Here is a 23,989-nt window from a genome sequence, read left to right as displayed (position 1 = left end):
GCGTTGACGGCCTGGACGGGACCTTGGACATGGAGGCCCCGGCCGGGGCCTTGGCGGTGCAGGAGGTCGCGGTGCACGACAGTCCGGTGGCGTTGCGGCCGGCCCCGGAGGTGACCGTGGTGATGTCGGCGAGCTCGGTGCCCGTCAGGGTGACCTTGTTGCCGCCGCCCTTCGGGCCAGACCTGGAACGGGAAAGCGAAGGTATGCCGGGGCAGGCCCGTACAAGCGGCTCGCCGACGGCCGCAGACACCGGGCCGGGATGTGGATCGCGACCCACGAGCATCGCGGCCGGCTCGATCAGCCACGGCTCGCCGAGCTCGGTGTCGGGGTGAACCCCCGCTGCATCCGGTGCCCGACCTCATGCCCGCGCGTCCCATCCCCACCGCGTGGGCCAGCCCGTTCCCGCTTCCCGACTCCGCCAGGAGCAACGGGAAGCCGCACGCGCCCCGCTGAGCGCCTCCAACCCGGCCACTCGCCCATGGCGCACAAGAGCTCAGCAACCACAGCCACCCCGACGTGGCCGGCGTGGCGTCGGACACGGTCGCCACCCCCTAGTGACCTTCGGCCACGGCACCCGTTGATCAGCCCATGACGAAGCGACACACTCTCACCAGCGCTGCTCTCACCATCGGTGCGGCCGTTCTCGCCGCCGTACCCGCACACGCGGACATCACCGATCCCGGCGGCAACAACCTCGACATCATCGACCACATCTCGGCGCTGAACACGAACATCAACAGCGACCCGACCACCAGCGAGGTCAGGAACGCCAACACCCGCGCCGACAGCCACAAGAACAGCAGCACCTTCCAGTAGAGGCCCCCGCGCAGCAGGACCTGGCTGGCCTCCCACGGACTTGTACGTGAGAGAGCAGTCGACCGAGTGCGGCAGCGGGGTCCGAAGAGGTTCTGCGTGTGCGGGAACTCGGCTCCGGTCCACCGAGGGGAATTCGGGGAACTCCGGTGTCGGTGTGTGATGGGTCGAGGGTCGCCGCAGAGCTGGGCGGCCCTTGTCCGCGGGGGCCGGGACAACGCGCGGTACCTGGCTCCGCTGTCGGCGGTTCAGATGCCTGGAACGCCGACCCCTGGGGTGCCTCGCGCTTCGGCCGTGGACCGTGCTCCTACAGTGGAGCGCCAGCTCAGCGGCCTGAAGCTATCTACTTGAGGAGTGCGGCATGGGGGAATCCGGGGCGTCCGGCGCGGTGGCCGAGGGGCTTGAGGAGTACCGGGGGGAGCTCACCGGGTACTGCTACCGGATGTTGGGGTCGTACGCCGAAGCCGAGGACGCCGTACAGGAGTCGCTGGTGCGGGCGTGGCGGAACATCGACCGCTTCGAGGGCCGGTCAGCACTGCGGACGTGGGTGTACCGCATCGCCACCAACGTGTGTCTGGACGCTCTGGCTTCGGGCAGGCGGCGGGCGCTGCCGATGGACTTGTCCGGCCCGAGTGGGGGCGGTACCCCGCCGGCGCCCCCGCAGGAATCCGTCCTGTGGGTGGAGCCCTGCCCCGGTGGCGGCGATCCGGAGGCGGCCGCCACGGCGGGCGAATCGGTCCGGTTGGCTTTCGTCGCCGCGCTGCAGCACCTGCCGCCCAGGCAGCGGGCCACGCTGATCCTGCGGGACGTCCTGGGCTTCTCAGCACGTGAGGTCGCCGATCTGCACGGCTGCACGGTCGCCTCAGCCAACAGTTCCCTGCAGCGGGCCCGAGCCACGCTTGCCGACCGCCGCCACGCGCCGGACGGCACGATCGTCCGGCCGTCCGGCGTCAGCGTCCGCAAGGTGCTGGCCGAGCGGTACGCCGCGGCCTTCTCCCGCTACGACATGGAGGAGCTGAACATGCTCCTCCACCTCGACGCCACGTTGTGCCTGCCCCCGTACTCGAAATGGATGCGAGGTGTCCCCGACATCCAGGCATGGCTCACCGGCCCCGCGATCGGCTGCCGCGGCTCCCGTCTCGTCCCGACCGTGGCGAACGGCTCCCCCGCATTCGGCCAGTACCGCCCTCGTGAGGACGGCACCGGCTACGTGCCCTGGGCCCTCCAAGTCGTCGAGTTCCGCGACGCCCGGATCAGCGGCATCACGGCCTACCGCGACACCGACCGCCTCTTCCCGCTCTTCGGCCTTCCGGACCGCCTGGGCGAGGTGGAGCACGACCCAGCGCTCGAACCCGAGAACGGGGCGGCGTCCTCAGCGAGGGTGTGAGCGACGAGAGTTCGAGGCCGTCGACAGCGGCTAGCTGTTCACCGGGTCGGAAGCCAGGCCTGTCGTCATCGCTGTCAGCCACAGCAGGCGAGGCCTGCTCCGGCTGGGAAGGCCGGGCCGGAGGCTGCGGAGGCCGTGAAGCCGGCGAGGACGGCGACGGGGGCGAGACGCGAGGCCACGCCCGCGACGGGCCGGCGGCCAACCCCTGTCTCGCTCGCCACCCACTACGGCATCAGCACCGCCGAACGCCTCATCCACAAGGCCAGCACCGCCTGAGCGCGGGAGGGAGGGCTGCCCGCTGCCGGATCGGCTCAGCGTTGACCGCTGTCGTCGGACGCAGAGTAGATGTCAGTGCGACAAGGTTTTGGCGGTGGCTTCTCGCTAGGGGAGGACGAAGGCGCGGGGCACTGCGCCCTCGGCACGGGGCCGGTCGGGCCGTCGGAAGGCTGCCTCGGTGAAGTCGGTACCCGGTACGGGGTTTGCCGGTACCGATCGTGAGCAGGAGGGTCGTCACGACCAAGATCCGGTACATCACGAGGAGATCCCGATGTCGGGCACGGAGAACAGCAAGGCGCACGCCGAGCAGGCCAAGGACGAGGCCCGCCATGCGAAGGAAGACGTCAAGAACTCCGTCCGTCAGTAGGTCGGGCGTGCGGCCAACGCCGTCGCACCCCTCTTGGAGCCCTCGACCTACTCCCCCAGGTCGGGGACCGAGCCACGCCTTGTCCCCGAGTGCAATCCCCTGGATCCATGATGAATTGGCCCCTAATCGCTGGTCTCGACGAGCGTGGAATCGGCCGGGCCCGTCGACGCGGCCCGTCAATACTCCTGAGTCGCACCCGTGATCACGTAACGTCCGGGACCCCTTGCTCCACTTCAACGTCCCGCACCTCACCAGGAGTACGCATGCCAGCCCCCGTCGCCGCCACGGCCCCCACTCCCCCGGGAGCCAGATCGAGCGAGGGCTGCGCCCTCGGCTCGCTGCGAGACGGCGACGTCATGTCCGACCCGGCCCTCGGACGATCGGGGCCAGATCACATACCGGTAGGAGGAGCACTGGTCTCTTGAGATTCCGGATCGGACGCCCCACCCACCCGCCCACCCACCCGCACCCGCACCCGGACCCGGACCCGGAAGGCACCGTCCCCGACGCGGCTCCCTCCCTAGCCGCCGCCAGCGGCGAGGCAGCCACCGCCGAGCCGCCGCTCTCCGCCCGCGAGACAGCACTCATACGGGCTTCGGTCTCCGTCGTCGAACCTTTCGCCGCGGACATGACGGTCTATTTCTACGCGATCCTCTTCACCCGCCACCCCGAGGTCCGTCCGATGTTTCCCCCGGGAATGGACGCCCAACGCGGCCGTCTGCTGCGTGCGCTGTTGCGCATCGTGGACCTGGTCGACGACCCGGAGAGCCTGGTCCGCTTCTGCGGTCACCTCGGTCGCGATCACCGCAAGTTCGGCACCCTGAGCGCACATTTCCCTGCCGTGGGCGAGTGCCTCCTCGCATCTCTGGCCCGTTATGCCGGTCCCGCCTGGACCGCGGACATCGCCGCGGCCTGGACCAAGGCGTACGGAGTGGTCGCCGGCGCCATGATCAGCGCTGCCGAGCAGGACGAAACCCAGCGGCCCGCCGTCTGGCCCGCCAGGGTGGTGCACAAGGTCCAGCGTGGACACGGCATCGCCGAGGTCACCGTGCGCCCGCACGTGCCGTACCCGTACGTCGCCGGGCAGTACGTCAGCCTCGAGACGCCATGGTGGCCCAAAGTGTGGCGCTACTACTCCCCCGCCAACGCGCCCCGCCCCGACGGCACCCTCACCTTCCACGTGCGCGCGGTGGCCAGCGGCTCTGTCAGCGACGCGCTCGTGCACCGTTCCGCCTTGGGAGATGTGGTCAAGCTCGGTGCGCCGATGGGTGACATGGTCCTCGATGCCGCCGTCCACAGGGACCTGCTCTGCGTAGCGGGCGGCACGGGTCTCGCACCGATCCGCGCGATCGTCGAGGAAGTCGCCCGCCGTGGCGGACGACACAAGGTCGACCTGTTCCTCGGGGCCCGTACCGGTGCCGAGCTGTACGGGGTCGACGACATGCTCCGAATGGCTCAGCAGTACCACTGGTTGTCCATCAGGGGCGCTGTCTCCCACGAGTACATCCCCGGTATCCGGGGATCCCTGCCGCAGGTGCTCGCCGAGTACGGCCCGTGGTACCAGCACGACGTCTTTCTCAGCGGACCGGCTCCGATGGTGGTCTCAGCCAGCGAGACGCTCACGCGGAACGGCACCCAGCCCGACCGCATCCACCACGACCCGTTCGAGACCCCCGTCCTGTCCGCTCCTTGAGCCACACGCTTGCCGATCCTGCCAGGAGAACGCCCCGTGACTTCGCCCCCGCCGCCCTTCGGATCAGAAGGCGAACACCGGCTGCAGCAGAACATGGGCAGCGCCGACCGCGCCGCCCGGTTCTACGACCAGCAGGTGCGCCCCTGTCTCACGGCCGAGATGCAGGAGTTCATCGACCGCCAAAGCATGGTCTTCCTGGCCACCGCCGACTCCCGCGGGGAATGCGACGCCAGTTTCCGGGCAGGACCGCCCGGGTTCGTGCGGGTACTGGACAAGCACACCCTTGTCTACCCGGAGTTCCGGGGGAACGGCGTGCTCGCCAGTGCCGGCAACATGAGCGAGAACCCGCACCTCGGCATGCTCTTCGTCGACTTCACGCACCATCACGTCGGCTTGCACGTCAACGGCGTTGCGCAGCTCTACCTCGACGCCGACCTCCGCACCGCGCAGCCCGGCCTGCCCGACGACGTCGGCCCAGGGCGCGGCCCTGAGATGTGGGTCCACCTCACCGTCGAAGAGGCCTACATCCACTGCTCCAAGTACATACCGCACCTGGTGCCGGCCCCCCGCTCCAGCAATCCCGCCGACCGCCCCAAGGACGCGGAGTACTTCACCGGCTGCCACACTGCACCGGCCGACCCGGTGGTGCACGGCGGGTACGTCGAGGCGGCCCGGATGACGGAGCGATGGTGACCTCCCGCCCAGACGGTGGGGCGTGCGGACGAACCGGCCGGCGTCCGCGTATCCGGCACCTCCGATGTCCGGTAGCCGTCCACTGTGACGCTGCGGGCAGTGAGGGTGTCGCTGAAGTCCGAGGGGTCGACCACATCGATCTCCAGCAACAGACATCGGCCTGACCTGGTACCGGATTGACGCCGCCGCCGTGGGCGAGGGCTCGTCGATGAACCGGTGCGTGGATCACAAGCCCAGCCAGCCGGCGGAGCCGAGCCGAGGGACAGGGGGGCCAGAGCGGGTGCGGTTCGGATCACCGTCAGCGGCGACGCAGTCACGGTTCGCCAGAGGATGGGCCACGCTGCGGATGGCCTGCGATCACCACCGTCGCGGTCGGCCGGCTTCGTCCGCTCCGGAGCGGGACCGCCACTGGCCCGTCAGGCGGTGCAGACGGGGGAAACGCTCGCGGCGCAGCTGCGCATGCCGGTCCAGTTCCTCGATGAGTCGCTCGGAACGCTTTTCCACGCCGAGTTCGTCCAGGACACGGTCCGCCTCGGCGAGGAGAGCTCCCGAGAGCTGCCACTGGCGGGAGTCGGCGCGGACCTCGTCCAGGAGGAGGCCGGCGAGCCGGTCCCTACTGAGTCGGGCTGTCTTGAGCTCCTCGGTCAACCTGCTCTCGGCTTCCTCGGCGTTGGCGCTGACCTGCGCGGTGATCAGCTGGGCGAAGCTCTCCACGGCGACGGCCGTGTGCGCATAGAGCTCACGCAGGCCCTGTGCGATGTGCGCGGGGAACAGCGGCCCCGCGGGTCGCGCCTGGGCCAGGTCGGTCAGCGTCCGGCAGGAGACCCTCAGCACCACCGCGCAGATCTCCAGGGTGTCCAGGCCGGTGCGCAGGACCAGGCGGAACAGGAGCCCTTCGCGTACGCGCGGGTTCAGGCGCAGGCTGTCCTCTGCCTGTCGCAGTGCGGCGTCGACCTGGGCGATGTCATTGTCGAGCCGGCGAGCCTCGTGGAGACGGGCGGCAGCCTTCTCCACCGGGGTGTGTTCGTCAAGTTCGTCAGTGATGTGCATCATCAGGGCGCGCATCCGCCGGGCAAGGTCGGTGATGGCCTCACTCGCCGGACCAACCCATACGGGCGGCACGAACAGGATGTTGAACAGCAGCCCGACGGCGGCGCCGATCAAGGTCTCCAGCACCCGGTCCCAGGCAGTGTCCGTCACCTGGGTGACGCCGAGCACCAGCATTGCGCTGATCGCGACTTCGGGGACGAACTCTCCGGCCTTCACGAGGGGGCCGATGGTGAGCGAGACCAGGATGATCAGGCCGAGGCTCCACCAGGTCAGCCCCACCAGCGCGCTGAATCCGATCGCGAGCAGCACCCCGGCCACCACGGAGTTGACCCGGCGGATGCCGGTGGTGAGGGTCGAGTAGAGGGTGACCTGGACGACGAGCAGAGCGGTGAGCGGCGCCGTGAGTGGGGCGGGTTCGCCGCTGAGCCGTAGGGCGACCACGTACGAGATGACGGCGGCCGCAGTGGAGCGGACGGTCTGGACGACGGCGGGCTCCCGGTGCCGGCGCACCAGCTGACGCAGTGGAGCAGGAAGTGACATAACCCGCCCCTTCCCATTCCGTGAAGATCAACACCGCCGATCGCAGCAGGTCAGCCTCGGCTGGCTCGAGGCTGCGCTCCTCGGGCCCGGAGCTGGGGGCACGCCGCCGTGACACTGCCCCCCGCCAGGTGGTCCAAGCCGAGGACTACGGCCCTTGCGCACAGCGTCTGGACCCGCGAGCCGCACTCCGTCCTGCAAGCCGCCAAAACCGCGATCCGCACCGACCGGCCCATCCATCGCCTTTGCCGGAGCACCGCTGCCTGCGCCAGACCCGACCCTCACCGCCTCCCCTGCACGCCTGCGCCTCGCCCTGGGCGGGCGCTCTCACCCCTCGGGCGCCGGGCCGACGGACAGATCCCCCGCATCGGCGAACCCGGAACCTCCCTGGGGTCATGGAGACGCCCGCGCTGCACGTCACAGAGACAGAACCGCAGCCGGGCGACCTGCTCCTGATGTACACCGACGGCGTCACAGACCGACGGGCAGGCACCACCATGCTCGGCGAACGAGGCCTGCAGCGGTGACAGCGTCGCCCGGAGTTCACCGGACTGTCCCCGGGCGACGTAGCGAGAAATGACCAAGAGCGACGCGTGGGGCAGGCGGGGGCGCCCCGCTGATCGCCGCGGTCCTCGCCGCGGTCCTGCTGCGCAGGCGCAACACCGTCCACCGGCGGCTGTACGAGGCGGAGAACCTCGACGCCGACCACGACGGCATCCCCGACATCTACGCCGAGGGCACCACTGCACCGACGGACGGGCAGTCCACCTGATGGCCTGCGGCGACGCCTCACTGCTGGCGCCGGTGTTCTTCACCGCCGCCCTGGTCATCCGCACCGCCGTCACCGAGCTCCGGCATCCGGCCAGTCCCGGCAGCAGTCGGCGTTCGCCACCAGACCGCGGCAAGAGCGGCCTGTGACCAGGGCCGGCCCCGGGGCCACTCGTGCCGTCAACCGGCTCGCCCGTAGCGGACGTTCTTACTCCAAATGCGTTCCAGCCTTACTCGGGTCCCCGGACGAGGAGCGTGCCAGATTTCGTCACGGCCTGCATAAATGCCCACATGCTTTACAGTTGAGCCCTGCGAGAAAAACACCAGATCACCCAATGCGCGTTCGTCCCCGGAAACGCGAGAAGTTTGCTCGTACTGCTGCTCGGCAGTACGCGGAAGCCGCGTACCGACTTTCCGAAAGGAATACACCATCAACCCCGAGCAGTCGAACCTTCGCGGCCCCGTCGCGCCTCGCGCATAGGGGGCACCTTTCTTGGAAGCGGCCACGGCTACGGCCTTGGCTCCATACGACGTGGCCGCGTCTGCCTGTGACACCGGGTTGGCAAAGGTGCCCGCCACCAGCAGGCAGATGAGCAGAGAAAGGCGAGAGGGGCGGGATCCGGCGGCGCTTCGCAAAACTCCCGGAGCCCGGCGGGCTTCATGGGAGTTGTTCCTGCAGACGGACATCGAGATACCTCCACGTTCGGATTGCCGGTTGATCGAATACCTGGGAAGGTCGTCCTACTTTCTCCGATGCAAGCGCTCTGCGCGTAACGGCCGACAGTTTTGTCCGGAGCCGTCCTCAATTCAGTTCCGGACACGGGTTTCCAACGTATAGATTCCGCAAAAATCCAGCGAAGATATGAAGATATGACTGCCGAAACGCGGTCCCCAAGCCCTCCCCGACGGGCCCGCAACCACTCACGGCACCGTGCTCCGCATGCGATCTGCCGTAGACGACCGGAGGGGTACAGAGCGAGCCCTTCGTCAACGCGGCAGTCCGGCCTCAGCAGGATCGGAGTGCCCGGCCGGATCCCTACCGCGGCCATCCGGTTGGCCCGGACATCGTGGGCGGCGGGCCGACCGCCGGTCCGCCGCCCACGCCGGGGATGCCTCACGCCTTCTCGGGTCGGGGGCCCGTCGCGTATGCCAGCGGCGGCGCGATCGCCCGTACGTCCGTCCGCTCCGCCACCCACAGTCCGATGAACAGGGCGGCAGTCGCCTCCAGCAGGCCGGCACGGTCCAGCCCACCCCCGGACACAGGCTCGCAGCCCATGTCCCGCACCAGCTTGCGTGTCAGTGCGATCGCCGCCTCGTCGTCCCCGCAGACGGGAACGGCCAGGGGCCGACCGTCGAAGGCCGGTGGGGTCATCCGCCATACGTCCTCGTGGCAGAGGTTGAACGCTTTGACGACGTGCGCGCCCGGTGCCGCCGCAGCCAGTCGGCGCGCCGCCGAGGGGCCGCCTTCCGTCAGCAGCCGGAAGCCGGGCCCCACCGGGTTGGCACAGTCGAGCAGAACCTTCCCGTCCAGAGCCGACTGGTGCTCCCTGACAATGTCCGCTCCCGCGCCGTACGGCAGCGCTGCCAGCACGACCTCGCCGTAGCCGGCCGCCGCCCGCAGACTCCCATGCCCCGCACCGCCCCCGATGCGCGTCGCAAGCCGCTGAGCGTGCTGCTCGTTCCGGCCGCCGACGAACACTTCGTGCCCGGCCCGCACCCACTGCGTGGCCAATGCGTCCGCCATGTTCCCCGTCCCCAGCACACCGATCTTCATCGATACACCCCTCTCCGCCTCTGCTCCAACCGCTTTCGAGACGACACTAGGAAGCCCTTCAGGCACCATTTGGTACGTGACCACCGACGCCTTCCTCGCTGACTGCCGCGCACGCCTCGCCTTCGACCTCCTCTCCAACACCTGGAACGCCGTGCTGATCTGGGTCCTGCGGGACGGCCCCAAACGGCCGGGCGAACTACGCGAGCGCATCGGCAGCATCAGCCCCAAGGTCCTCACCGAGACGCTGCGGCGGCTGGAGTTCAACGGGCTGGTGACACGCCACGCCCATGACGAAGCGCCGCCTCGCGTCGAGTACGAACTCACCGCTCTGGGTCGAACCATGCTCAGCCCGATCGACACACTCGGATCGTGGGCCTTCGAGCACGGCGAAGAAGTCATGGCCGCCCAGGAACGAATGCGTGCGGGAACACCCAGCCCGTGACGCACGCGTCAACGCGCCTTCACCGGGATGAGTTCAAACGCCGCCGCCAGATCAGCGTGCATCCCCGACTGAGGAAGGCTTCGTAGATGTCGTCACGGACTTCCCATTCGCCGCCAGTTGCCCCTGCGGGGCGGATGCGCCGAGATCCACCCACTGAGCTGTCACCGGCACCGGGTTCCGGACCGCGTGCCGTCTCCTGTGTGGCCCGGATGCTGACGGAGTCGATAGCGCACCGCGACCAGTCCAGCTCGCCGCGGGTTCCGCTGGTGCCGCGGGCGGAGGTGACGCCGCCCATGTGCTCGATGGCCTCGACCGGCTCGGCGGCCCGTGGGGGTGCCGCCTCAGGGCCGGAACTCGTGGGAGTGCAAGCCGCGTTCCCCGACGGCGACGATCCCGCGGCCGTCAGGCAGCCAGACGCAGGAAATCAGCGGCGTCTCGGCGCGGACGCCGGCGACGGTCCGGCCGGTGGCGGCGTCCCAGACCCGGAGCAGGGAGCCTGCGGTGGCAATCCACTTGCCGTCGGGGGAGACCGCGAGGCCGTGGACGGGGCCGTCGGGGTCGGCGACGGTCGTCAGGAGAATGCCGGTGAGCGGGTCCCACTGGCTCACGTCTCCGCTCAGGGACGTGGTGAGGAGGCGGGTGCCGTCGGGTGTGACGGCGAGGCCGGTGAGTTTCTCGACGCGGTGAATCTGGACCTGTCGGCCGGCGACCGCGCGGCCCTCCGCGAGGCGGATCACCTGCACCAGGGACTCGACATCGTCCCGTCCGCGCCGCGGCCGGTGGCGCAACACGGCCAGCCACGTCCCGTCGGGTGCGACGGCGACGGTGTGCGCCCGGCCGTGGACATCCCACGGACCCGGCACGGTGGCGGTTCGCACCTGCGGCAGACGGTTCCACAGCTGGAGCGCTCCCGCGGAGTCGGCGACGGCTAGCCACCTGCCGTCGGGAGCGACGGCGAGGGCCTGCGCGGTGGTGGATGGGCCCAGCGGGAGGACCGTAGGGTCCAGGTCCGCCGACTGGTCGATGGTCTTGATCTCGACACCGTGGAGGTGGCCCGCCGCGTACCAGCTGCCGTGCGGCGCGAAGGCGACCGGTCCTCGGTACTCCCCGTGACGTGACGCCAGGGGGCTGCTCCAGGTGTCACCGTACGGGTCGCACAGCCTGACGCTCCCGTCGCGGTGGGCGACGGCCAGCCGCTCGGCGTCGCCGACGACGGTGACCGTCCGCATTCCCTCGCCGGCGCCGGAGCGGATCCTCTCGGGCCCACTGCTGTCCCAGACCCGTACCGTTCCGTCCTTGCCGGTGCTGATCACCCGGCCGCCGTCCGGTGTGACCGCGACGCCGTGGACCGGGCCGGCATGGGCGGTGTAGCGGGCGCGGCACTCCCGTGTCCGCCGGTCCCAGACCGCGACGGTGCCGTCCTCGCCGCCGCTGGCCAGCCACGTGCCGTCCGGCGAGAGCGCCACCGCGGTAGCGGGACCTCTGTGCGCGGGGATCTGCGACGTGTGGTGGGGCGGGGTCTCGTCCCAGATCTGCAGTACGCCGTTCGCCTCGGCGGAGACGATCCAGTTGCCGTCCCGCGCGATGGCGATGGCGTTCACCGGAGCGCCGGCAGTGGGACCGCGGTCCTGCACCTGGGTGAGGTCCGCGGACATCAGCCGGACTCGCCGCCGGCCGCCGACGGCCAGCCACAGACCGTCGGCGGAGAACGCCACGCACGTGTGCTCGTCACCCTGCTGCTGGACGTCCTGGGCGAGGTGCTCCCCGCTCCACGCCCAGATCTCCAGAGTGCCGTCCGTGGCGACGGTCGCGATCCGGCTCCCGGAGGCCGCCAGGGCCCGCACCGACGCCCCGCGGCCCCCGACCGACCCGAGGGTTCGCGTCGGCGGGGTGGCCCGGTCGAAGGTCCAGGTGTGGAAGGTACGGCTCGGCCCGCCGGTCACCAGATCGGTGCCGTTCGGGGCGACCGCGAGGACCCTGAAGCGGCCGGGGCCCCGGACGTCCACGGTGAACTCGCCGCCGATCTTCGGGTCGAGCCCTCGGGCCATTCCGTCGGCTCCGACGGTGACGAGCGACGTGCCGTCGGAGCTGACCCCGACGGACCACACGGGTCCGGTATGGCCGAGGAAGGTGCGGAGCAGTGCCGGCTCGGGCAGGTCCGGCGGGGTCCCGCGGTTGCGCAGGAGCGGCCGGGCCGCCATCTCGGGAGCGGCCTGCCTGCCCGCGATCCGGTCGCGCCACAGCGGCAGCGACTCCAGGCGGCTGTGCAGGACGTTCGTCAGGAGCTCGGGCGGGTCGGTCGGGGTGAGGAGGTGGGCGGCTCGGGTGAGGTCGTCGGCCAGCCGGGCCGCGTGCCGTGTGGGGACGTCGAACAGGTCGGCCCAGGCCGCCATGGGGCCGCGTTGGTGAAGTCGGGTCTCGATCCAGCGCAGGTCGCTCGCGACGCGCTCCGCGTCATCCGTCCGCCCCGCGGCGAGCAGGTGCTCGATCGCGTGGTCGAGCACGTATCCCTCGGACGACTCCCAGGGCCGGGGACCGAAGGCGCCGGCGAGCGTGCCGTGCAGCGCGGTCGCGGCCGGTTCGCCCAACTCCTGGTGCAGATAGTCGCGGAGCACGTCGTGGATCGCGACGCGGCCTCCGCGGTCAGGGGCGAGCGAGATCAGGGAGAGCCGGTCGAACGCGGCACAGAGCATACGGCTCTCGTCCTCCGTCAGACCGCTCGTCGCCGTCCACAGGCGGGCGATCAGCGGGACGGGGATCGACTCGTCCTCCGCGAAGACGGACAGTTCCGCGAGGCGCCGGTCACCACCGGGCGGCAGCAGGGTCCGGGCCGCCTCCACAGTGGCCCGGACGGCCTGGGCGCGGCGGGCCGGATCGTCCAGGTCGAGCGTGGCCGGGTCCGAGTCGACCACGGCGGGGCCGTGCGCGACGAGCCCTTGCAGGGTCTCGGCCGCAGCGTGCTCCGGATCGGTGCCGGTGGCGATGCGGCGGCTGATCAGCCGGTTGGTGAGGCGCAGGAGCAGGGCCCAGCGTCCGGTCGCCTCCAGGAGGTCGCGGACGAGGGGTTCGGGGAGCGCGGGCAGGTCCCAGGTGAGGACCGCGCGAGCCTGAGCGGGGGACATCTGGTCGACGCGGACGCGTTCGGTGCCGCGCGGCAGGGCGCCGGGGACACGGGTGGTGACGAGGCGGACGCAGCGGGCTCCGCCGCGCAGGAATGGGTCGAGCTGTTCGGCATCCCAGACGTCGTCCAGGAGAAGCAGCGTGCGGGGGCGACGGTCGAGGAGCCGGCCGAGGTGGTCACCCGCCAGGCCCGGGTCGTCGAAGGCCGTCGTGTCGCCGGTGACGAAGCGGGTGGCCTCTGCCACCTTGGCGGCGATCGCCGCCCGGCCGCGGACGTCACGGCCGATCGTGACGACGTAGATCCGGCCGCGGAAGTGCCGCCGTACACGCGGACTCGCGGCCACCGCCCGGGCGAGGACCGTCTTGCCGAAGCCGCCGGCGCCTTCGAGGGCGGTCGTGATGGCGACGGTACGGCTGCCGCGCCGGGTACGGCACACCGCCTTGACGGTGCGGGCCCTTTCGGCGCGGTCGATCACCCAATCCGGAACGGTCTGCGCGGACGGGACGGGCGGATCGTCGGCGGGCCGCTCCTGCCGCCAGGCCAAGACGACGGCCACGACGATCCCGGCGACGGCGAGTCCGGCGACCCACCACCACGGCTGCTGCCGGATGCGGTCGAGCGCGCCGGGCCAACGGTCCTCGGACGTGGCGGCATTTGCCGCGAGCGAGGCCAGTACGGCCACGGCCGCCGCGATTCCGGCGAACGATGCGCCCTTGACGGCACCGCGCACGGACCACCTCCCTGTCCTGACTGCCCTGACGATAGCCAGGGGGCGGGGCGGGCGTCAGCCGGTGGCGTCACGTACCAACCGGGATGCCCGTGCCAGGGTTTGGCCGTAGCGGTGCAGGATCAGCCGGGTCGGGGCGACGGGGCTGACCAGCGGGCGGCGGCGCGGCCGGCGACGAAGCCGCGTCGGAAACACGGGGATGGGCTGCCCGGCGGCACACGCGGTCCCGCAGATCGAGGAGAGCATGTGCAGACCGTGCGGCACCGCCGACCCGGCGGGAGGCCTCCGCCCGGCCGCTGCCATGTCTGCCACGGTTCCTCCCCGTCACGCTCTGTCGCCGGCTGGAAACAGCTTCGAAGAGCGCGACGAAGCCCCGCACCAGTTGCTGAAGCCGCGATGGCGGGCGCGCCGCCTCCGCGGAGAAGACGCGGCGGGGGCGTGCCCGATCAGGAGGTGGGGCGTAGCGAGCGCAGCCGGTCGGCGACGTCGAAGACGTTCAGGCGCAGGGCCCGGATGTCGTTGATGAGGTTGCGCCAGGGCTCGAAGACCTCGTCGACGGTCTTGCCGGAGGACCGGATGTAGGCGACGGCGACGCCGTATCCGAAGTACTCGTTGCGGGCCGGCAGCGGGCGCAGGAGCACGAGCTGTTCCAGGAGGGCAGCGGCCCGCCAGTACGCGTCGGGCTCGTCGGCGGCCAGCGCCGGGGTGTTCACGCGGTGACGGGCGACCGCGGCGACCAGGCCCGAGTAGTCCAGGACTCCCAGCTCTTTCCCGAGCAGTTCTTCCTGCCGGTCCAGGAGCCACCGGATGTCGATGTGCAGTTCCAAGGGTCAGGCCGCCCGGCGCGTGGTCGTGGATGACGGGAGGCCGCCGTACTCGGCGTCGAAGGCGTCGGCGATGCCCGGCTTGCTGACGGCTTCGCGGAAGGCGGCGGTGGCCCGGCCGAGGGCGAGCTGGTTCTCCTCCTCGATGGCGAGTTCGGCAAGGTAGGCGCGGACGCTCTTGCCGTGAGCGGCCGCGAGGGCGGCGAGGCGGTCTCGGGTCTCGGAGTCGATCTTCACGGTCGTATCTGCCATGTTCCCGAGTATGCACCTTTGAATACCTTCGCGAATACCTCTTCGCGACATCCCTGTGCCAGTCCGGCGCCCGGAGGACGCCAGCGCCTTCACGAGTTCCTCACGGATCATCTGCGAGCGGCCGGGGGCGTGGCCGCTGCGGCCTCCTCGTCGCGGCCAGCGACGGCGGCCACGTCGACCAGGGCGGTGGCGAGCGCCCAGTCATCGGCGTGCGGCGGCGGCAGCAGCAGCAGCAGCAGCATCACGGTGAACGCCTCCGCGGCGCGGCCGTGCCGGGCGAGCAGCCGCGTGTAGGCATCCCACGCCAGCGGGTGCCCGACAGCTCTGCGCCGTCTCCCTCCCACCGCCAGCGTCCCTGGATCAGGCGTGCCGGATGCACCCCGCGTGCCGGCCCGGCGCCTCCGGCGCCGACGCGGAGGAGGAAGCCGCAGTACTCCTCGGGCAGCGACACGCCCATCTGGCCTTCGAGATACGCCAGTTCCGCCGGAGTCAGAGGGTCTTCGAGGAAGAAGAGGAAGAACGTGTGCCCAACCGGCACCGAAGACGCGGTCACCGCCCGGCGTGGCCACGAGTGACTGCACACGGTGCCACACTCCCGCCCATGTCGAATCGTTCATGGCGTGAGACTGCGCATCCACCTCCGGGACACCGCTTGCCCCGTCAGCCCCCGGCCACACCCGGCGATGGCCGGGCGGGCCGGCGCCACGGAGGGCTATACACGCGATGTATACACACCGTGTAGAGTGCGCCGCATGTCAATCAGCCATGCCCTGCTCGGACTTCTGGAGTCAGGGCCCCGCCACGGGTACGACCTCAAGCGCGCCTTCGATGACCGGTTCGGCCAGGACCGCCCCCTGCACTACGGCCAGGTCTACTCGACCATGGCGCGGCTGCTGAAGAACGGCCTGGTCGAGGTCGACGGCACGGAGGCGGGCGGAGGCCCGGAGCGCAAGCGGTACGCCATCACCGACGCCGGGGTGACCGACGTCGAGGGCTGGCTCGCCCAGCCCGAGAAGCCCGAGCCGTACCTCCAGACGACCCTGTACACCAAGGTCGTGCTGGCCCTGCTGACCGGCCGCAGCGCCGAGGCACTGCTCGACACCCAGCGGGCCGAACACCTGCGCCTGATGCGCGAGCTCACCCGCCGCAAGTCCCAGGGCGACCTCGCCGACCAGCTGATCTGCGACCACGCCCTGTTCCACCTGGAGGCGGACCTGCGGTGGCTCGAACTCACCGCCGCCCGCCTCGGCCAGCTCGCCACGGAGATCCGCACATGACCGACCCCCTCTTGTCCGCGACCCGCCTGCGGAAGTCGTACGGCGCGACCCCCGCGCTGGACGGCGCCGACTTCGGCATCCGCTCCGGCGAGGTCGTCGCCGTCATGGGCCCCTCGGGCTCCGGCAAGTCCACCCTCCTGCACTGCCTGGCCGGCATCGTCACGCCCGACGCCGGCCAGGTGATGTACGACGGCCGGGCCATGTCGACGCTCTCGGACGCCGGGCGCAGCCGGCTGCGCCGGGGTGAGTTCGGCTTCGTCTTCCAGTTCGGTCAGCTGGTGCCCGACCTGACCTGCCTGGAGAACGTGGCACTGCCGCTGCGGCTGAACCGCGTCCGGCGCAAGGAGGCCGAGCGCCGGGCCGTCGGGTGGATGGAACGCCTGGAGGTCGCCGACCTCGCCCGCAAACGTCCCGGCCAGGTCTCCGGCGGCCAGGGCCAACGGGTCGCCGTCGCCCGCGCCCTGGTCGGAAACCCGCGCGTGCTCTTCGCCGACGAACCGACCGGCGCCCTGGACTCCCTCAACGGCGAACGCGTCATACGCCTGCTGACCGAGGCCGCCCGCGACACCGGCACGGCCGTCGTCCTGGTCACCCACGAAGCACGCGTCGCCGCGTACTCCGACCGCGAGATCGTCGTACGCGACGGAAAGACGCGCGACATGGAGCACGCCGCGTGAAGAACAGCATGCTGCGACGCATCCGTACCCAGCACCGCCAACTCGACAACCGCCGTGCGGCGGCGCGCGGGGAGACCCCCGTCACCCCGGCCGACTGGGTACGGGACCTCGCCTTCGGCGTCCGGTTCGCGGTGAGCGGCGGACGTGAGGGCTGGACCCGTACGCTCCTGACCGCCGTCGGAGTCGGCCTCGGCGTGGCCCTGCTGCTCGTCGCCGCCGCCGTCCCGGCCATCCTCAACGCCCGCGGCGACCGTGGCGCGGCCCGCGACGACTCCCCCTCCTCCTACAGCGTGGCCGTGCGGCCCACCGCCGAGACGATCGTCACCGGCCGGGCCGACACCACCTACCGGGGCCAGGACGTCTACGGGCGGCTGGTCCAGCCGGACGGCGACCGTCCGCTGCTCCCGCCCGGCCTGCACGAACTGCCCGCCCCCGGCGAGATGTTCGTCTCCCCCGAACTCGGCAAGCTGCTCGCTTCACCCGAAGGGGCCCTGCTCAAGGAGCGCCTCGGCCACAAGGTCAGCGGCACCATCGGTGAGGCGGGACTCCTCGGCCCACGCGAACTCGCCTACTACGCGGGGGCCGACAACCTCGTCCCCGACGACGAGAACCCGATCAGGACCGACGACATCGGCGGCCCGAATCCCTCCGAGGCCCTCGGCCCGTTCCTGACGCTGCTGGTCATCATCACCTTCGTGGTGCTGCTGATGCCGGTGGCGGTCCTCATCGCCACCGCCGTCCGCTTCGGCGGCGAGCGCCGCGACCGACGGCTGGCCGCGCTGCGGCTGGTCGGCGCGGACCCGCACATGACGCGGCGGATCGCGGCCGGGGAGGCCCTGTTCAGCGCGCTGATCGGGCTCGCCGTGGGGCTGGGACTCTTCGTCGGCGGACGCCAGCTCATCGGCACGGTCGAGCTGTGGCGGATCAGCGTCTTCGCGTCCGACGTGTCCCCGAGCCCCCTGCTGGCGGCGCTGATCGTGGCCGGCGTGCCGGTCACGGCCGTCGCCGTCACCCTGTTCGCGCTGCGTACGGTCTCCATCGAACCGCTCGGCGTCGTACGGAACACCGGGACGGCCCGGCGGCGCCTGTGGTGGCGGCTGATGCTGCCGGTCGTCGGGGTGTCCCTGCTGTCCCCGATGATCGGGGGGCTCTCGCCGGGCGCCCCGGTCAACGAGCCGAGGATCGCGGCGGGCGCCGTGCTGCTGCTCATGGGGGTGACGGCGCTGCTGCCCTGGGCGATGGCGACCGTCGTCGGCCGGATGCGCGGCGGCCCGCTCCCGCTCCAGCTCGCCACCCGCCGCATCCAGATGGACAGTGGCGCGTCGGCCCGGATGTTCAACGGCATCACGGTCGCGGTGGCCGGCGCGATCGCCGTGCAGATGCTGTTCTCGGGGCTGGAGAGCAGGTACACCCAGGACACCGGCTTCAGTCCGCTCCGCGGGGAGATGCGGATCAGCAGGGACTACACCGGTGCGGCCCAGCAGAAGAAGGACACGGCCGCGCTCCGCGCCACCCCGGGCGTGGCATCGACCCTGACCTACACACTCGGCCACGCGCACGGGCCCGGCACGCCCTCGGACGCCGGCGCCTTCGTGATCGTCGGGGACTGCGCGGCCCTGGGCCAGATCGTCGAGGCCTCCGGCTGCCGGCCCGGCAGCGTCTACCTGGCCGGCGACCTGGCGAACCAGGACCCGCTGACCGGCGGCGCGTACCTCCCCGCGCCCGGCACGCAAGTCGACCTCTCGACGCAGGACAAGACGTCCCGGAAGCCGGGCGCGCCCAAGCTGTGGACCGTGCCGGCCGCCGCCCGCCTCACCGCGTTGGTACCGGACCCGGCAGGGTCCTTCCACACCGGGATCTTCGCCACCCCCGAGGCGATCGACGCCGGCGCCCTGGGTGACGCCGGCACCGAACTGCTGGCGAAGCTGGACCCCGCCGACCGCGACGCGGCCGAACAGGTCCGCAACACCGCGGCGCGGATGGACCCGCTGCAGTCGGTCCAGTACTACGAGGAGACCGTCGCGGCCCCGCAGTTCACGAACATCAAGCGCGGCCTGTTCATCGGCACGACCGTCGTGCTGCTGCTGATCGGCGCCAGCATGCTCGTCACCGTGCTGGAGCAGCTCCGCGAGCGGAGGAAACTGCTGTCGGCACTGGTCGCCTTCGGCACCCGGCGCTCGACGCTCGGGCTGTCGGTGCTGTGGCAGACCGCGCTGCCGGTGACGCTCGGCCTGGCGCTGGCTGTCGTCGGCGGCCTGGGCCTCGGCGTGATCCTGCTGAAAATGGCGGTGCTGCCACTGGCCGTGGACTGGGCGGGCATCGCGTGGATGACCGGCATCAGCAGCGGTGTCGTCCTGCTGGTCACCCTGCTCAGCCTGCCGCCGCTGTGGCGCATGATGCGTCCCGACGGCCTGCGCACCGAGTAGCTGGTCCATGACCAGCCCAACGACCCGCCGCGGGACACCATGGCGGGCCGTCATCCATCCGTCACCTCAAGGGTGTCGCGCCGGTGCGGTGCGCGCAGCACTCCCACGACCGTCGGCGGGCAGCGTGGGGAGGCCGGTCAGGTGCCGAAGAGGCGCAGGACGCGTGTCCGCTACGGGCGGTTCACGCCGTCATCGCCTGCCCGGGGTCGTGAACAGCACGCGGACACACGCCGTTTCGCAGAGGAACTCCGTGCTCAGCATGTCATCGCGCTTTCCAGGCTGCTCGTCATCCGGAACCCGGCTGCGGTGCCGGTCACCTCGAACAGCCAGCACAGGGGCGTCTGCAGCGGGCCGGCCAGGACCAGGGTCGTCCCCGCCGCCCGGTGCAGCTTCTGGGCGTCGAGCAGGGCGTGCAGGGCGTGGGAGTCCGCGAAGCTGGCGTCCGAGAGATCGGCGACCGTACGCGATGCACCGCTTGCCGCAGCCTCGGCAAGGGCCCGCGCGAGGCCGGGCGCACTGGCCTCGTCGATGGCTCCGCGCAGACGGATCAGCGCTATGTCCTCGTGCGGGGCCGTGGTGACCACCGGTTCGTCCCCCATCACAGCAGGCTTCTTCCTTCCTTCCACGTACTCCACGGAAACGGACAAGTGACCCGGTCGCGCCGCCCGCGCGCAGCCGGCGCACTCCGGCCGACCGCCACCTGCGTCTCAGAGCACCACCTGAGGACTTCATCACCCACCGTGTTTAGAAGCTCTCATTCCGGTAACAACAAGTAGCTACAGACAGTCAGAACCCGACGGAAGGCAGGAACATGACCCTCGTTACCGTGCTCATCCTCGTCGCGGTCGCCGCCCTCGTCGTCCTGCTGGCACTGGCCCCCAGCGTGCCCGCCCGGCGCAACCCCTTCCCCGGCCGACGCCACCGGGCCACCCACCGCCGCATGACCCCGCGGCCTGGCGGCCTTCCCCGCCAGCGGGGCCTCCACCACTATTCCCGCTGACCACGGCTCCCAGGCACGGCTCCCTCTCCAGCCATGCGCCAGACAGCACCGGCTTCCGCCCTTGGCCGGCCGATGGCAGACGGCGGGGTTTGCGGTACGAGATCGGGAGCAGGCGTGTGGTCACGACCAAACCGGTACTACACGAGGAGGTCCCGATGTCGGGCACGGAGAAGAGCAAGGCGCACGCCGAGCAGGCCAAGGGCAAGGCCAAGGAAGCCATGGGCCGCATGGCCGGCAACGAGCGGATGACCGCCGAAGGCCGTGCCGAGCAGGCCAAGGGCCAGGCCCGTCACGCCAAGGAAGACGTCAAGGACACCTTCCGCCAGTAGGCGTTCGGACGCACTGCCGTCCCCTGTGCAGGGCCCCGACCCACCCCCTGGGTCGGGGCCCGGCCATGTCAGTCGCGGGTCAGGTGTGGCCGCACGCATCGCGGTCGCTCCACGGGTGGGGCGGCTGGACACGACGATGTGGCGGCCGGGCACTCACGAAGTGCGTTGGGGCCTTCGGCGCCGCCGCCGCCCCGGTGTACTGGATCCTCACCGAAGCCCGGCCGTCCGGGCTGGCCTCGGTCGTCAAGGTGACGTCGCCGGTGATGACGCCGACTTCATCCGTCATCGCTCCGCCCGGGCCCGCCTTCACCTGGTCGGTCAACGGGCTCAACCCGTCATGGACTGCACCGCGGTCGGGCTGCGGGATGCTACCGGTCGGGTGGTCGGTCATGAGCACGTCTCCAGCATCTCGGTCAGCTCTTCTTCTCACCCTCGCTCACCGTCAGCTGGTAGCTGTTCTTCACGTTCGTCCACGCCGTCGCAAAGGTGCACCAGTAGCCCCTTGGCAGGCGGCTGCCAGTCGTTGGGACCCCGGTCACCCTTGGCCTGGTTCGCCGCCGCACACAAAATCGAACAAACATCCTCCGTAAGAGAAGCAGGGGCATCGTCGCAGCTCAACGGCGGACCGGCCAACGTGTTTTCCATCCGGTGGCTTTGTCGCCGAGAGCCCGAAACGTTTGTTGGTCACCGCTGGAGGCGCTCCGTCAGCGACCAGGAATGTGTAGCTGAGTTCTGGGAACGCGCCGGTACTCGCTTCCGGCCAGCACGTGTACAGGTCGACTCGGGACAGGTGATCATGGCAGCGAAGGTAGGTCCGGAGCGCCGCAGGCGTAACGCCACCACTGAAGGCGCCGCCGTGTGCCCGCTGTTCGCCGACCTCACCACGGAAACCGACTGCTCGAGAGGACCCACCACCTGATGTCCATATGGCCTTCGATCGTTGCCGTACTCGGCACCCTCGCCGGTGCCCTGACCGCCGGACTCCTCCAGCACCGTTCGGCACGCACTGCACGCGCCGAGGAGCGAACCGAAAGCCACCGCCAGGACCAGCTCGGCGCCGTCACCGACTTCGCGGCCGCCCTGGACGCGCACCGCTCGGCGATGTTCCACCGGGAGCGTCTGGCCCTGACCGAGGCAGGCACCGAGCACCAACTGGAGGCCCAGACGAGGTCGCACGACACTCGGGCGGCAATCACCGCGCCCCACATCCGCCTGCAGGTCCTCGTGCCCGCGCTGGCCGCCCCCGCCCAGCTGGCCGCAGATGCGACGTACGCGCTGCGCAAGGTCATCGACCGGGCCGAGCTGGACGCCCGGCGGCATGCGGCCAAGGAAGCATCCATCGCCTTCATCGCCGCGGCCGCCACGCTGCTGGGCCCCCACCATCGCTGAGTGACGGCGACCCCACGCCGACGTCCCGGCCGTCCGGACGTGGTGGTCCCGACGCCCAACAACTCGTGCGCTCCTGTGGCGTGCGTTCCACCGTAGTCGGCGACGGCCTGGTCCCGGAACGCGGCGAGGTACGGGCTGCGGACCTCCTGGAGCGGGATGAGCAGGTCCGGGTTCTGCATGTACCCGCCGACCTTCACCTGGTCCCGGGCAGTCCCCGCCACCGACTGCCGCGGGGCCAGGCCGCCGCCGAAGCCGCCGAAGCCGCCGAAGACCGGGATGTCAGCGATCTTCTGAGTCATGCCAGGGCAAACCGACCCTCGCCCGAACCGGTTTGCGGGCGCCGCGTGCGCAGTCAACCAGCTGGCGCGGCCTACGCCTGAACGCCGGATCGGGCGCGGCGGGTTGGGGCATGCTGGGCGTGCGCTCACGCGCTTCAAGTCAGTAGCAGGGGGCCGGTCGGTGTTACGCATTCACTTCACGACGGAAGACCTCGCCCGGACACGGGTAGCCGCAACGATCGGTGTCGCAGCGGAGGTCTACTACAGCCTGGAGTTGCTGAGAGAGAAGCGGGAGCTTCCTCACTTCCGCTCGTGGCGGTCAGCGATCGCGGGCCGGATGGGGGCCGACACGCGCCCCCTGACGTCCCTGGTTCCGGTGCGCGGTCCCGGGCTTGATCTGCTGGCCCTGATGGGCGATGTGCCCTCTGTGGACCACGCCGTGGACAACCTGCTGCACGCCCCGGTGTCCCGGCTGCGACGCGAGTTCGAGGGTCTCGACTTCCACCCAGGGCACCTGCCGTGGGCCAGGCGGGTGGCTGAGGGCGACCGCGACGCGCGGCGGGAGCTCGCCGAGGCCGTGCGCGCCTGCCACCGGCTGACCGTGGAGCCCTACTGGCACCGAGGGCGCTCCGAACTGGTCGCCCTGTCCACCCGTTGCGCGAACCTGGTGTTGGAGGGTGGCGTAGATCTGCTGCTGCGTTCGATCTGCGCACCGCTGGTCCGCTGGCGTCCACCGGTGCTCGAAGCTCCCTACCCGCGCCCAGTTGAGGTGCGTCTCCAGGGAAGGGGACTGATCATCACGCCCACGGTCTTCTCGAAGCGCCCGGTGAGCTTTCTGTGGGATCCGCTCGATACCGCCCTGCCACCCCGGCTGACCGTGCCTGCTCTCCGAAGGCCGCTGACCGGTACCGAACCGGCAGAAGCGGACGACTCGGCCGTGCGGAATCTGGAGTCTCTGCTGGGCCGCACGCGAGCCGGCGCCCTGCAGGTGACGGCAGAAGGATGCACGACGAGCGAACTGGCCCGCCGCCTCAACGTCACGGCCGCAGCGGCCAGTCAGCACGCGACAGTGCTGCGGAACACGGGCCTCATCACCACCAGCCGCCGAGGCGGGTCCGTGCTGCACCTCATCACCCCCCTCGGGCTGGCCCTGCTGCGGACCGGTGCGCTGACGGAACCGTGAGGGCCGAGGGCACCGCGGCGTCAGACCGGTGGGTGCGGTGCGCCGCCCCGTTCGGGTGCCACCGGACACCCGTGCCGAGGTGCGCGAGGCGCCGTGCCTGCTCCCCCGGCCCCCCTTTAAGCCGTGGCTTAAGAGGTAGGCCGCAGGTGGCCGGCCAGCCCAGGATGTGGAGCCGCAACCGGATCGTCCCATCCTGGAGATCGCATGAAGACTCATTTCGCCGCCGCCCTCGGTTCTGTCGTGCTGAGCGCGGGCACGTTGCTGGGAGCTCCCGCCGCTGGCGCGCAGACCGCTGCCGCCTACCCCGCCAGCGACTTCAACATCACGTTCGGTGCCACGTGGACCAGGGGAACCGTCACTTGGTACAACCGGTCGGTCCGAGTCGTCGGGCAGCACAGGTCTGCAGTAGGGGACAGTGCGGGCACATGCCGAACCACGTGGGCCTACACCCTCCGAGGGGACCGTGCCGTGATCGGCCAGGGTGGTGGCTACCCGATCGCCTGCGCCACCATCGCGTCCTACGACTTCGTCGTTCCGGCGGACCAGCCCGGCGGGGCCGCGTACGTCAGGGTCTGTCTCGATGACGGGAACCTCAAGGACCTCGCGTGCAAACTCATCGCCAGGCCGCTTCAGACCGCGAGCTGAGGCCAGTTGCCCGATCCACGAAGCCCTGGACACCCTCCGGTCCCGCTCTGAATGCCTGCGC

At 70.8% G+C, this 23,989-nt stretch carries 24 protein-coding genes; 15 read left to right on the top strand and 9 right to left on the bottom strand.

Annotation, left to right across the window (positions count from 1 at the left end; all coding sequences use genetic code 11):
- The first annotated feature begins 588 nt into the window (after window positions 1–588).
- The 4 genes from ABZY57_RS09530 to ABZY57_RS09515 all read left to right on the top strand — a co-directional run bounded on the left by ABZY57_RS09530 (window position 589) and on the right by ABZY57_RS09515 (window position 5,229).
- Window positions 589–816, top strand: coding sequence for a hypothetical protein (locus ABZY57_RS09530; protein WP_356509854.1), 228 nt, complete (start codon window positions 589–591; stop codon window positions 814–816).
- 358 nt (window positions 817–1,174) lie between these two features.
- Window positions 1,175–2,200 carry a sigma-70 family RNA polymerase sigma factor gene (locus tag ABZY57_RS09525; protein ID WP_356509852.1) on the top strand — a complete coding sequence of 342 codons (1,026 nt, stop codon included), beginning with the start codon at window positions 1,175–1,177 and terminating at the stop codon, window positions 2,198–2,200.
- Window positions 2,201–3,264: 1,064 nt separating this feature from the next.
- Window positions 3,265–4,536 carry a globin domain-containing protein gene (locus ABZY57_RS09520; protein ID WP_356509850.1) on the top strand — a complete coding sequence of 424 codons (1,272 nt, stop codon included), beginning with the start codon at window positions 3,265–3,267 and terminating at the stop codon, window positions 4,534–4,536.
- A 93-nt stretch (window positions 4,537–4,629) separates the two neighbouring features.
- On the top strand, window positions 4,630–5,229 hold the full coding sequence (locus tag ABZY57_RS09515) for a pyridoxamine 5'-phosphate oxidase family protein (protein ID WP_356509874.1): 600 nt from the start codon (window positions 4,630–4,632) through the stop codon (window positions 5,227–5,229).
- A 357-nt stretch (window positions 5,230–5,586) separates the two neighbouring features.
- Here the strand turns inward: ABZY57_RS09515 and ABZY57_RS09510 are convergent, their stop codons facing one another.
- A complete protein-coding gene (locus ABZY57_RS09510) occupies window positions 5,587–6,819 on the bottom strand; it encodes an FUSC family protein (protein ID WP_356509848.1) in 1,233 nt (410 codons plus the stop codon).
- A gap of 20 nt (window positions 6,820–6,839) precedes the next feature.
- Here ABZY57_RS09510 and ABZY57_RS09505 point away from each other — a divergent pair, with 20 nt between their 5' ends.
- Together ABZY57_RS09505 and ABZY57_RS09500 are read left to right on the top strand one after the other, a co-directional pair.
- A complete protein-coding gene (locus tag ABZY57_RS09505) occupies window positions 6,840–7,343 on the top strand; it encodes a SpoIIE family protein phosphatase (protein WP_356509846.1) in 504 nt (167 codons plus the stop codon).
- A gap of 244 nt (window positions 7,344–7,587) precedes the next feature.
- A complete protein-coding gene (locus tag ABZY57_RS09500; RefSeq protein WP_356509844.1) occupies window positions 7,588–7,734 on the top strand; it encodes a hypothetical protein in 147 nt (48 codons plus the stop codon).
- Between the two features lie 30 nt (window positions 7,735–7,764).
- Here ABZY57_RS09500 and ABZY57_RS09495 read toward each other — a convergent pair whose 3' ends face one another.
- Entirely contained in the window at window positions 7,765–8,181 is a 417-nt protein-coding gene (locus tag ABZY57_RS09495; protein WP_356509872.1) for a C40 family peptidase, read from the bottom strand.
- A 517-nt stretch (window positions 8,182–8,698) separates the two neighbouring features.
- Window positions 8,699–9,358, bottom strand: coding sequence for an NAD(P)-binding domain-containing protein (locus ABZY57_RS09490; protein WP_356509842.1), 660 nt, complete (start codon window positions 9,356–9,358; stop codon window positions 8,699–8,701).
- Window positions 9,359–9,434: 76 nt separating this feature from the next.
- On the opposite strand from ABZY57_RS09490, the gene ABZY57_RS09485 reads away from it, so the two are divergent.
- Window positions 9,435–9,800 carry a helix-turn-helix domain-containing protein gene (locus ABZY57_RS09485; RefSeq protein WP_356509840.1) on the top strand — a complete coding sequence of 122 codons (366 nt, stop codon included), beginning with the start codon at window positions 9,435–9,437 and terminating at the stop codon, window positions 9,798–9,800.
- A 341-nt stretch (window positions 9,801–10,141) separates the two neighbouring features.
- Here ABZY57_RS09485 and ABZY57_RS09480 read toward each other — a convergent pair whose 3' ends face one another.
- The 4 genes from ABZY57_RS09480 to ABZY57_RS09465 all read right to left on the bottom strand — a co-directional run bounded on the left by ABZY57_RS09480 (window position 10,142) and on the right by ABZY57_RS09465 (window position 15,068).
- A complete protein-coding gene (locus ABZY57_RS09480; protein WP_356509838.1) occupies window positions 10,142–13,651 on the bottom strand; it encodes an NB-ARC domain-containing protein in 3,510 nt (1,169 codons plus the stop codon).
- A 443-nt stretch (window positions 13,652–14,094) separates the two neighbouring features.
- The gene (locus ABZY57_RS09475) at window positions 14,095–14,475 is read right to left on the bottom strand and encodes a toxin Doc (protein ID WP_356509836.1); all 381 of its coding nucleotides are present in this window, start codon (window positions 14,473–14,475) and stop codon (window positions 14,095–14,097) included.
- Between the two features lie 3 nt (window positions 14,476–14,478).
- Complete coding sequence (locus tag ABZY57_RS09470) at window positions 14,479–14,724, bottom strand: antitoxin MazE7 (protein WP_356509834.1); 246 nt, start codon at window positions 14,722–14,724, stop codon at window positions 14,479–14,481.
- 107 nt (window positions 14,725–14,831) lie between these two features.
- Window positions 14,832–15,068, bottom strand: a complete 237-nt coding sequence (locus tag ABZY57_RS09465) for a hypothetical protein (RefSeq protein ID WP_356509832.1) — start codon at window positions 15,066–15,068, stop codon at window positions 14,832–14,834.
- Window positions 15,069–15,476: 408 nt separating this feature from the next.
- On the opposite strand from ABZY57_RS09465, the gene ABZY57_RS09460 reads away from it, so the two are divergent.
- From ABZY57_RS09460 to ABZY57_RS09450, 3 genes are read left to right on the top strand one after another with little or no spacing between them, the layout of a single operon-like run.
- Window positions 15,477–16,001, top strand: a complete 525-nt coding sequence (locus tag ABZY57_RS09460) for a PadR family transcriptional regulator (protein WP_356509830.1) — start codon at window positions 15,477–15,479, stop codon at window positions 15,999–16,001.
- Window positions 15,998–16,678 (top strand): ABC transporter ATP-binding protein, encoded by a 681-nt coding sequence (locus tag ABZY57_RS09455; protein ID WP_356509828.1) that lies wholly within the window; start codon window positions 15,998–16,000, stop codon window positions 16,676–16,678. Before ABZY57_RS09460 ends, ABZY57_RS09455 begins: the two co-directional genes overlap by 4 nt.
- Window positions 16,675–19,104 (top strand): FtsX-like permease family protein, encoded by a 2,430-nt coding sequence (locus ABZY57_RS09450; RefSeq protein ID WP_356509826.1) that lies wholly within the window; start codon window positions 16,675–16,677, stop codon window positions 19,102–19,104. The genes ABZY57_RS09455 and ABZY57_RS09450 overlap by 4 nt, the downstream gene beginning before the upstream one ends.
- Before the next feature lie 254 nt (window positions 19,105–19,358).
- Here ABZY57_RS09450 and ABZY57_RS09445 read toward each other — a convergent pair whose 3' ends face one another.
- Window positions 19,359–19,703 carry an STAS domain-containing protein gene (locus ABZY57_RS09445; protein WP_356509824.1) on the bottom strand — a complete coding sequence of 115 codons (345 nt, stop codon included), beginning with the start codon at window positions 19,701–19,703 and terminating at the stop codon, window positions 19,359–19,361.
- A 212-nt stretch (window positions 19,704–19,915) separates the two neighbouring features.
- Between ABZY57_RS09445 and ABZY57_RS09440 the strand changes: the two genes are divergently transcribed.
- A complete protein-coding gene (locus ABZY57_RS09440) occupies window positions 19,916–20,104 on the top strand; it encodes a hypothetical protein (RefSeq protein ID WP_356509822.1) in 189 nt (62 codons plus the stop codon).
- A 155-nt stretch (window positions 20,105–20,259) separates the two neighbouring features.
- Entirely contained in the window at window positions 20,260–20,433 is a 174-nt protein-coding gene (locus ABZY57_RS09435) for a CsbD family protein (RefSeq protein WP_356509820.1), read from the top strand.
- 79 nt (window positions 20,434–20,512) lie between these two features.
- On the opposite strand, the gene ABZY57_RS09430 is transcribed toward ABZY57_RS09435, so the two are convergent.
- Entirely contained in the window at window positions 20,513–20,824 is a 312-nt protein-coding gene (locus ABZY57_RS09430; RefSeq protein ID WP_356509818.1) for a hypothetical protein, read from the bottom strand.
- Between the two features lie 527 nt (window positions 20,825–21,351).
- Between ABZY57_RS09430 and ABZY57_RS09425 the strand changes: the two genes are divergently transcribed.
- From ABZY57_RS09425 to ABZY57_RS09415, 3 genes are all read left to right on the top strand, one after another.
- Entirely contained in the window at window positions 21,352–21,822 is a 471-nt protein-coding gene (locus tag ABZY57_RS09425) for a hypothetical protein (RefSeq protein ID WP_356509816.1), read from the top strand.
- Window positions 21,823–22,281: 459 nt separating this feature from the next.
- The gene (locus tag ABZY57_RS09420; RefSeq protein WP_356509814.1) at window positions 22,282–23,283 is read left to right on the top strand and encodes a winged helix-turn-helix domain-containing protein; all 1,002 of its coding nucleotides are present in this window, start codon (window positions 22,282–22,284) and stop codon (window positions 23,281–23,283) included.
- Between the two features lie 468 nt (window positions 23,284–23,751).
- Window positions 23,752–23,928 (top strand): hypothetical protein, encoded by a 177-nt coding sequence (locus ABZY57_RS09415; RefSeq protein WP_356509812.1) that lies wholly within the window; start codon window positions 23,752–23,754, stop codon window positions 23,926–23,928.
- Window positions 23,929–23,989 lie beyond the last annotated feature (61 nt).

Source organism: Streptomyces sp. NPDC006450 (assembly GCF_040612195.1).
In the GTDB taxonomy this organism is placed as follows: Bacteria; Actinomycetota; Actinomycetes; order Streptomycetales; family Streptomycetaceae; genus Streptomyces.
Note: the sequence above shows the minus strand (reverse complement) of the source record. Positions and strands in the feature narration are given on the sequence as shown.

Excerpts from the sequence above, each read along its gene's own strand:
- ABZY57_RS09530 (WP_356509854.1), top strand. The coding sequence starts at position 589 with ATGACGAAGCGACACACTCTCACCAGCGCTGCTCTCACCATCGGTGCG.
- ABZY57_RS09525 (WP_356509852.1), top strand. The coding sequence starts at position 1,175 with ATGGGGGAATCCGGGGCGTCCGGCGCGGTGGCCGAGGGGCTTGAGGAG.
- ABZY57_RS09515 (WP_356509874.1), top strand. The coding sequence starts at position 4,630 with ATGGGCAGCGCCGACCGCGCCGCCCGGTTCTACGACCAGCAGGTGCGC.
- ABZY57_RS09510 (WP_356509848.1), bottom strand. The coding sequence starts at position 6,819 with ATGTCACTTCCTGCTCCACTGCGTCAGCTGGTGCGCCGGCACCGGGAG.
- ABZY57_RS09500 (WP_356509844.1), top strand. The coding sequence starts at position 7,588 with ATGGCCTGCGGCGACGCCTCACTGCTGGCGCCGGTGTTCTTCACCGCC.
- ABZY57_RS09490 (WP_356509842.1), bottom strand. The coding sequence starts at position 9,358 with ATGAAGATCGGTGTGCTGGGGACGGGGAACATGGCGGACGCATTGGCC.
- ABZY57_RS09470 (WP_356509834.1), bottom strand. The coding sequence starts at position 14,724 with ATGGCAGATACGACCGTGAAGATCGACTCCGAGACCCGAGACCGCCTC.
- ABZY57_RS09460 (WP_356509830.1), top strand. The coding sequence starts at position 15,477 with ATGTCAATCAGCCATGCCCTGCTCGGACTTCTGGAGTCAGGGCCCCGC.
- ABZY57_RS09455 (WP_356509828.1), top strand. The coding sequence starts at position 15,998 with ATGACCGACCCCCTCTTGTCCGCGACCCGCCTGCGGAAGTCGTACGGC.
- ABZY57_RS09445 (WP_356509824.1), bottom strand. The coding sequence starts at position 19,703 with ATGGGGGACGAACCGGTGGTCACCACGGCCCCGCACGAGGACATAGCG.
- ABZY57_RS09440 (WP_356509822.1), top strand. The coding sequence starts at position 19,916 with ATGACCCTCGTTACCGTGCTCATCCTCGTCGCGGTCGCCGCCCTCGTC.
- ABZY57_RS09435 (WP_356509820.1), top strand. The coding sequence starts at position 20,260 with ATGTCGGGCACGGAGAAGAGCAAGGCGCACGCCGAGCAGGCCAAGGGC.
- ABZY57_RS09430 (WP_356509818.1), bottom strand. The coding sequence starts at position 20,824 with ATGACCGACCACCCGACCGGTAGCATCCCGCAGCCCGACCGCGGTGCA.
- ABZY57_RS09425 (WP_356509816.1), top strand. The coding sequence starts at position 21,352 with ATGTCCATATGGCCTTCGATCGTTGCCGTACTCGGCACCCTCGCCGGT.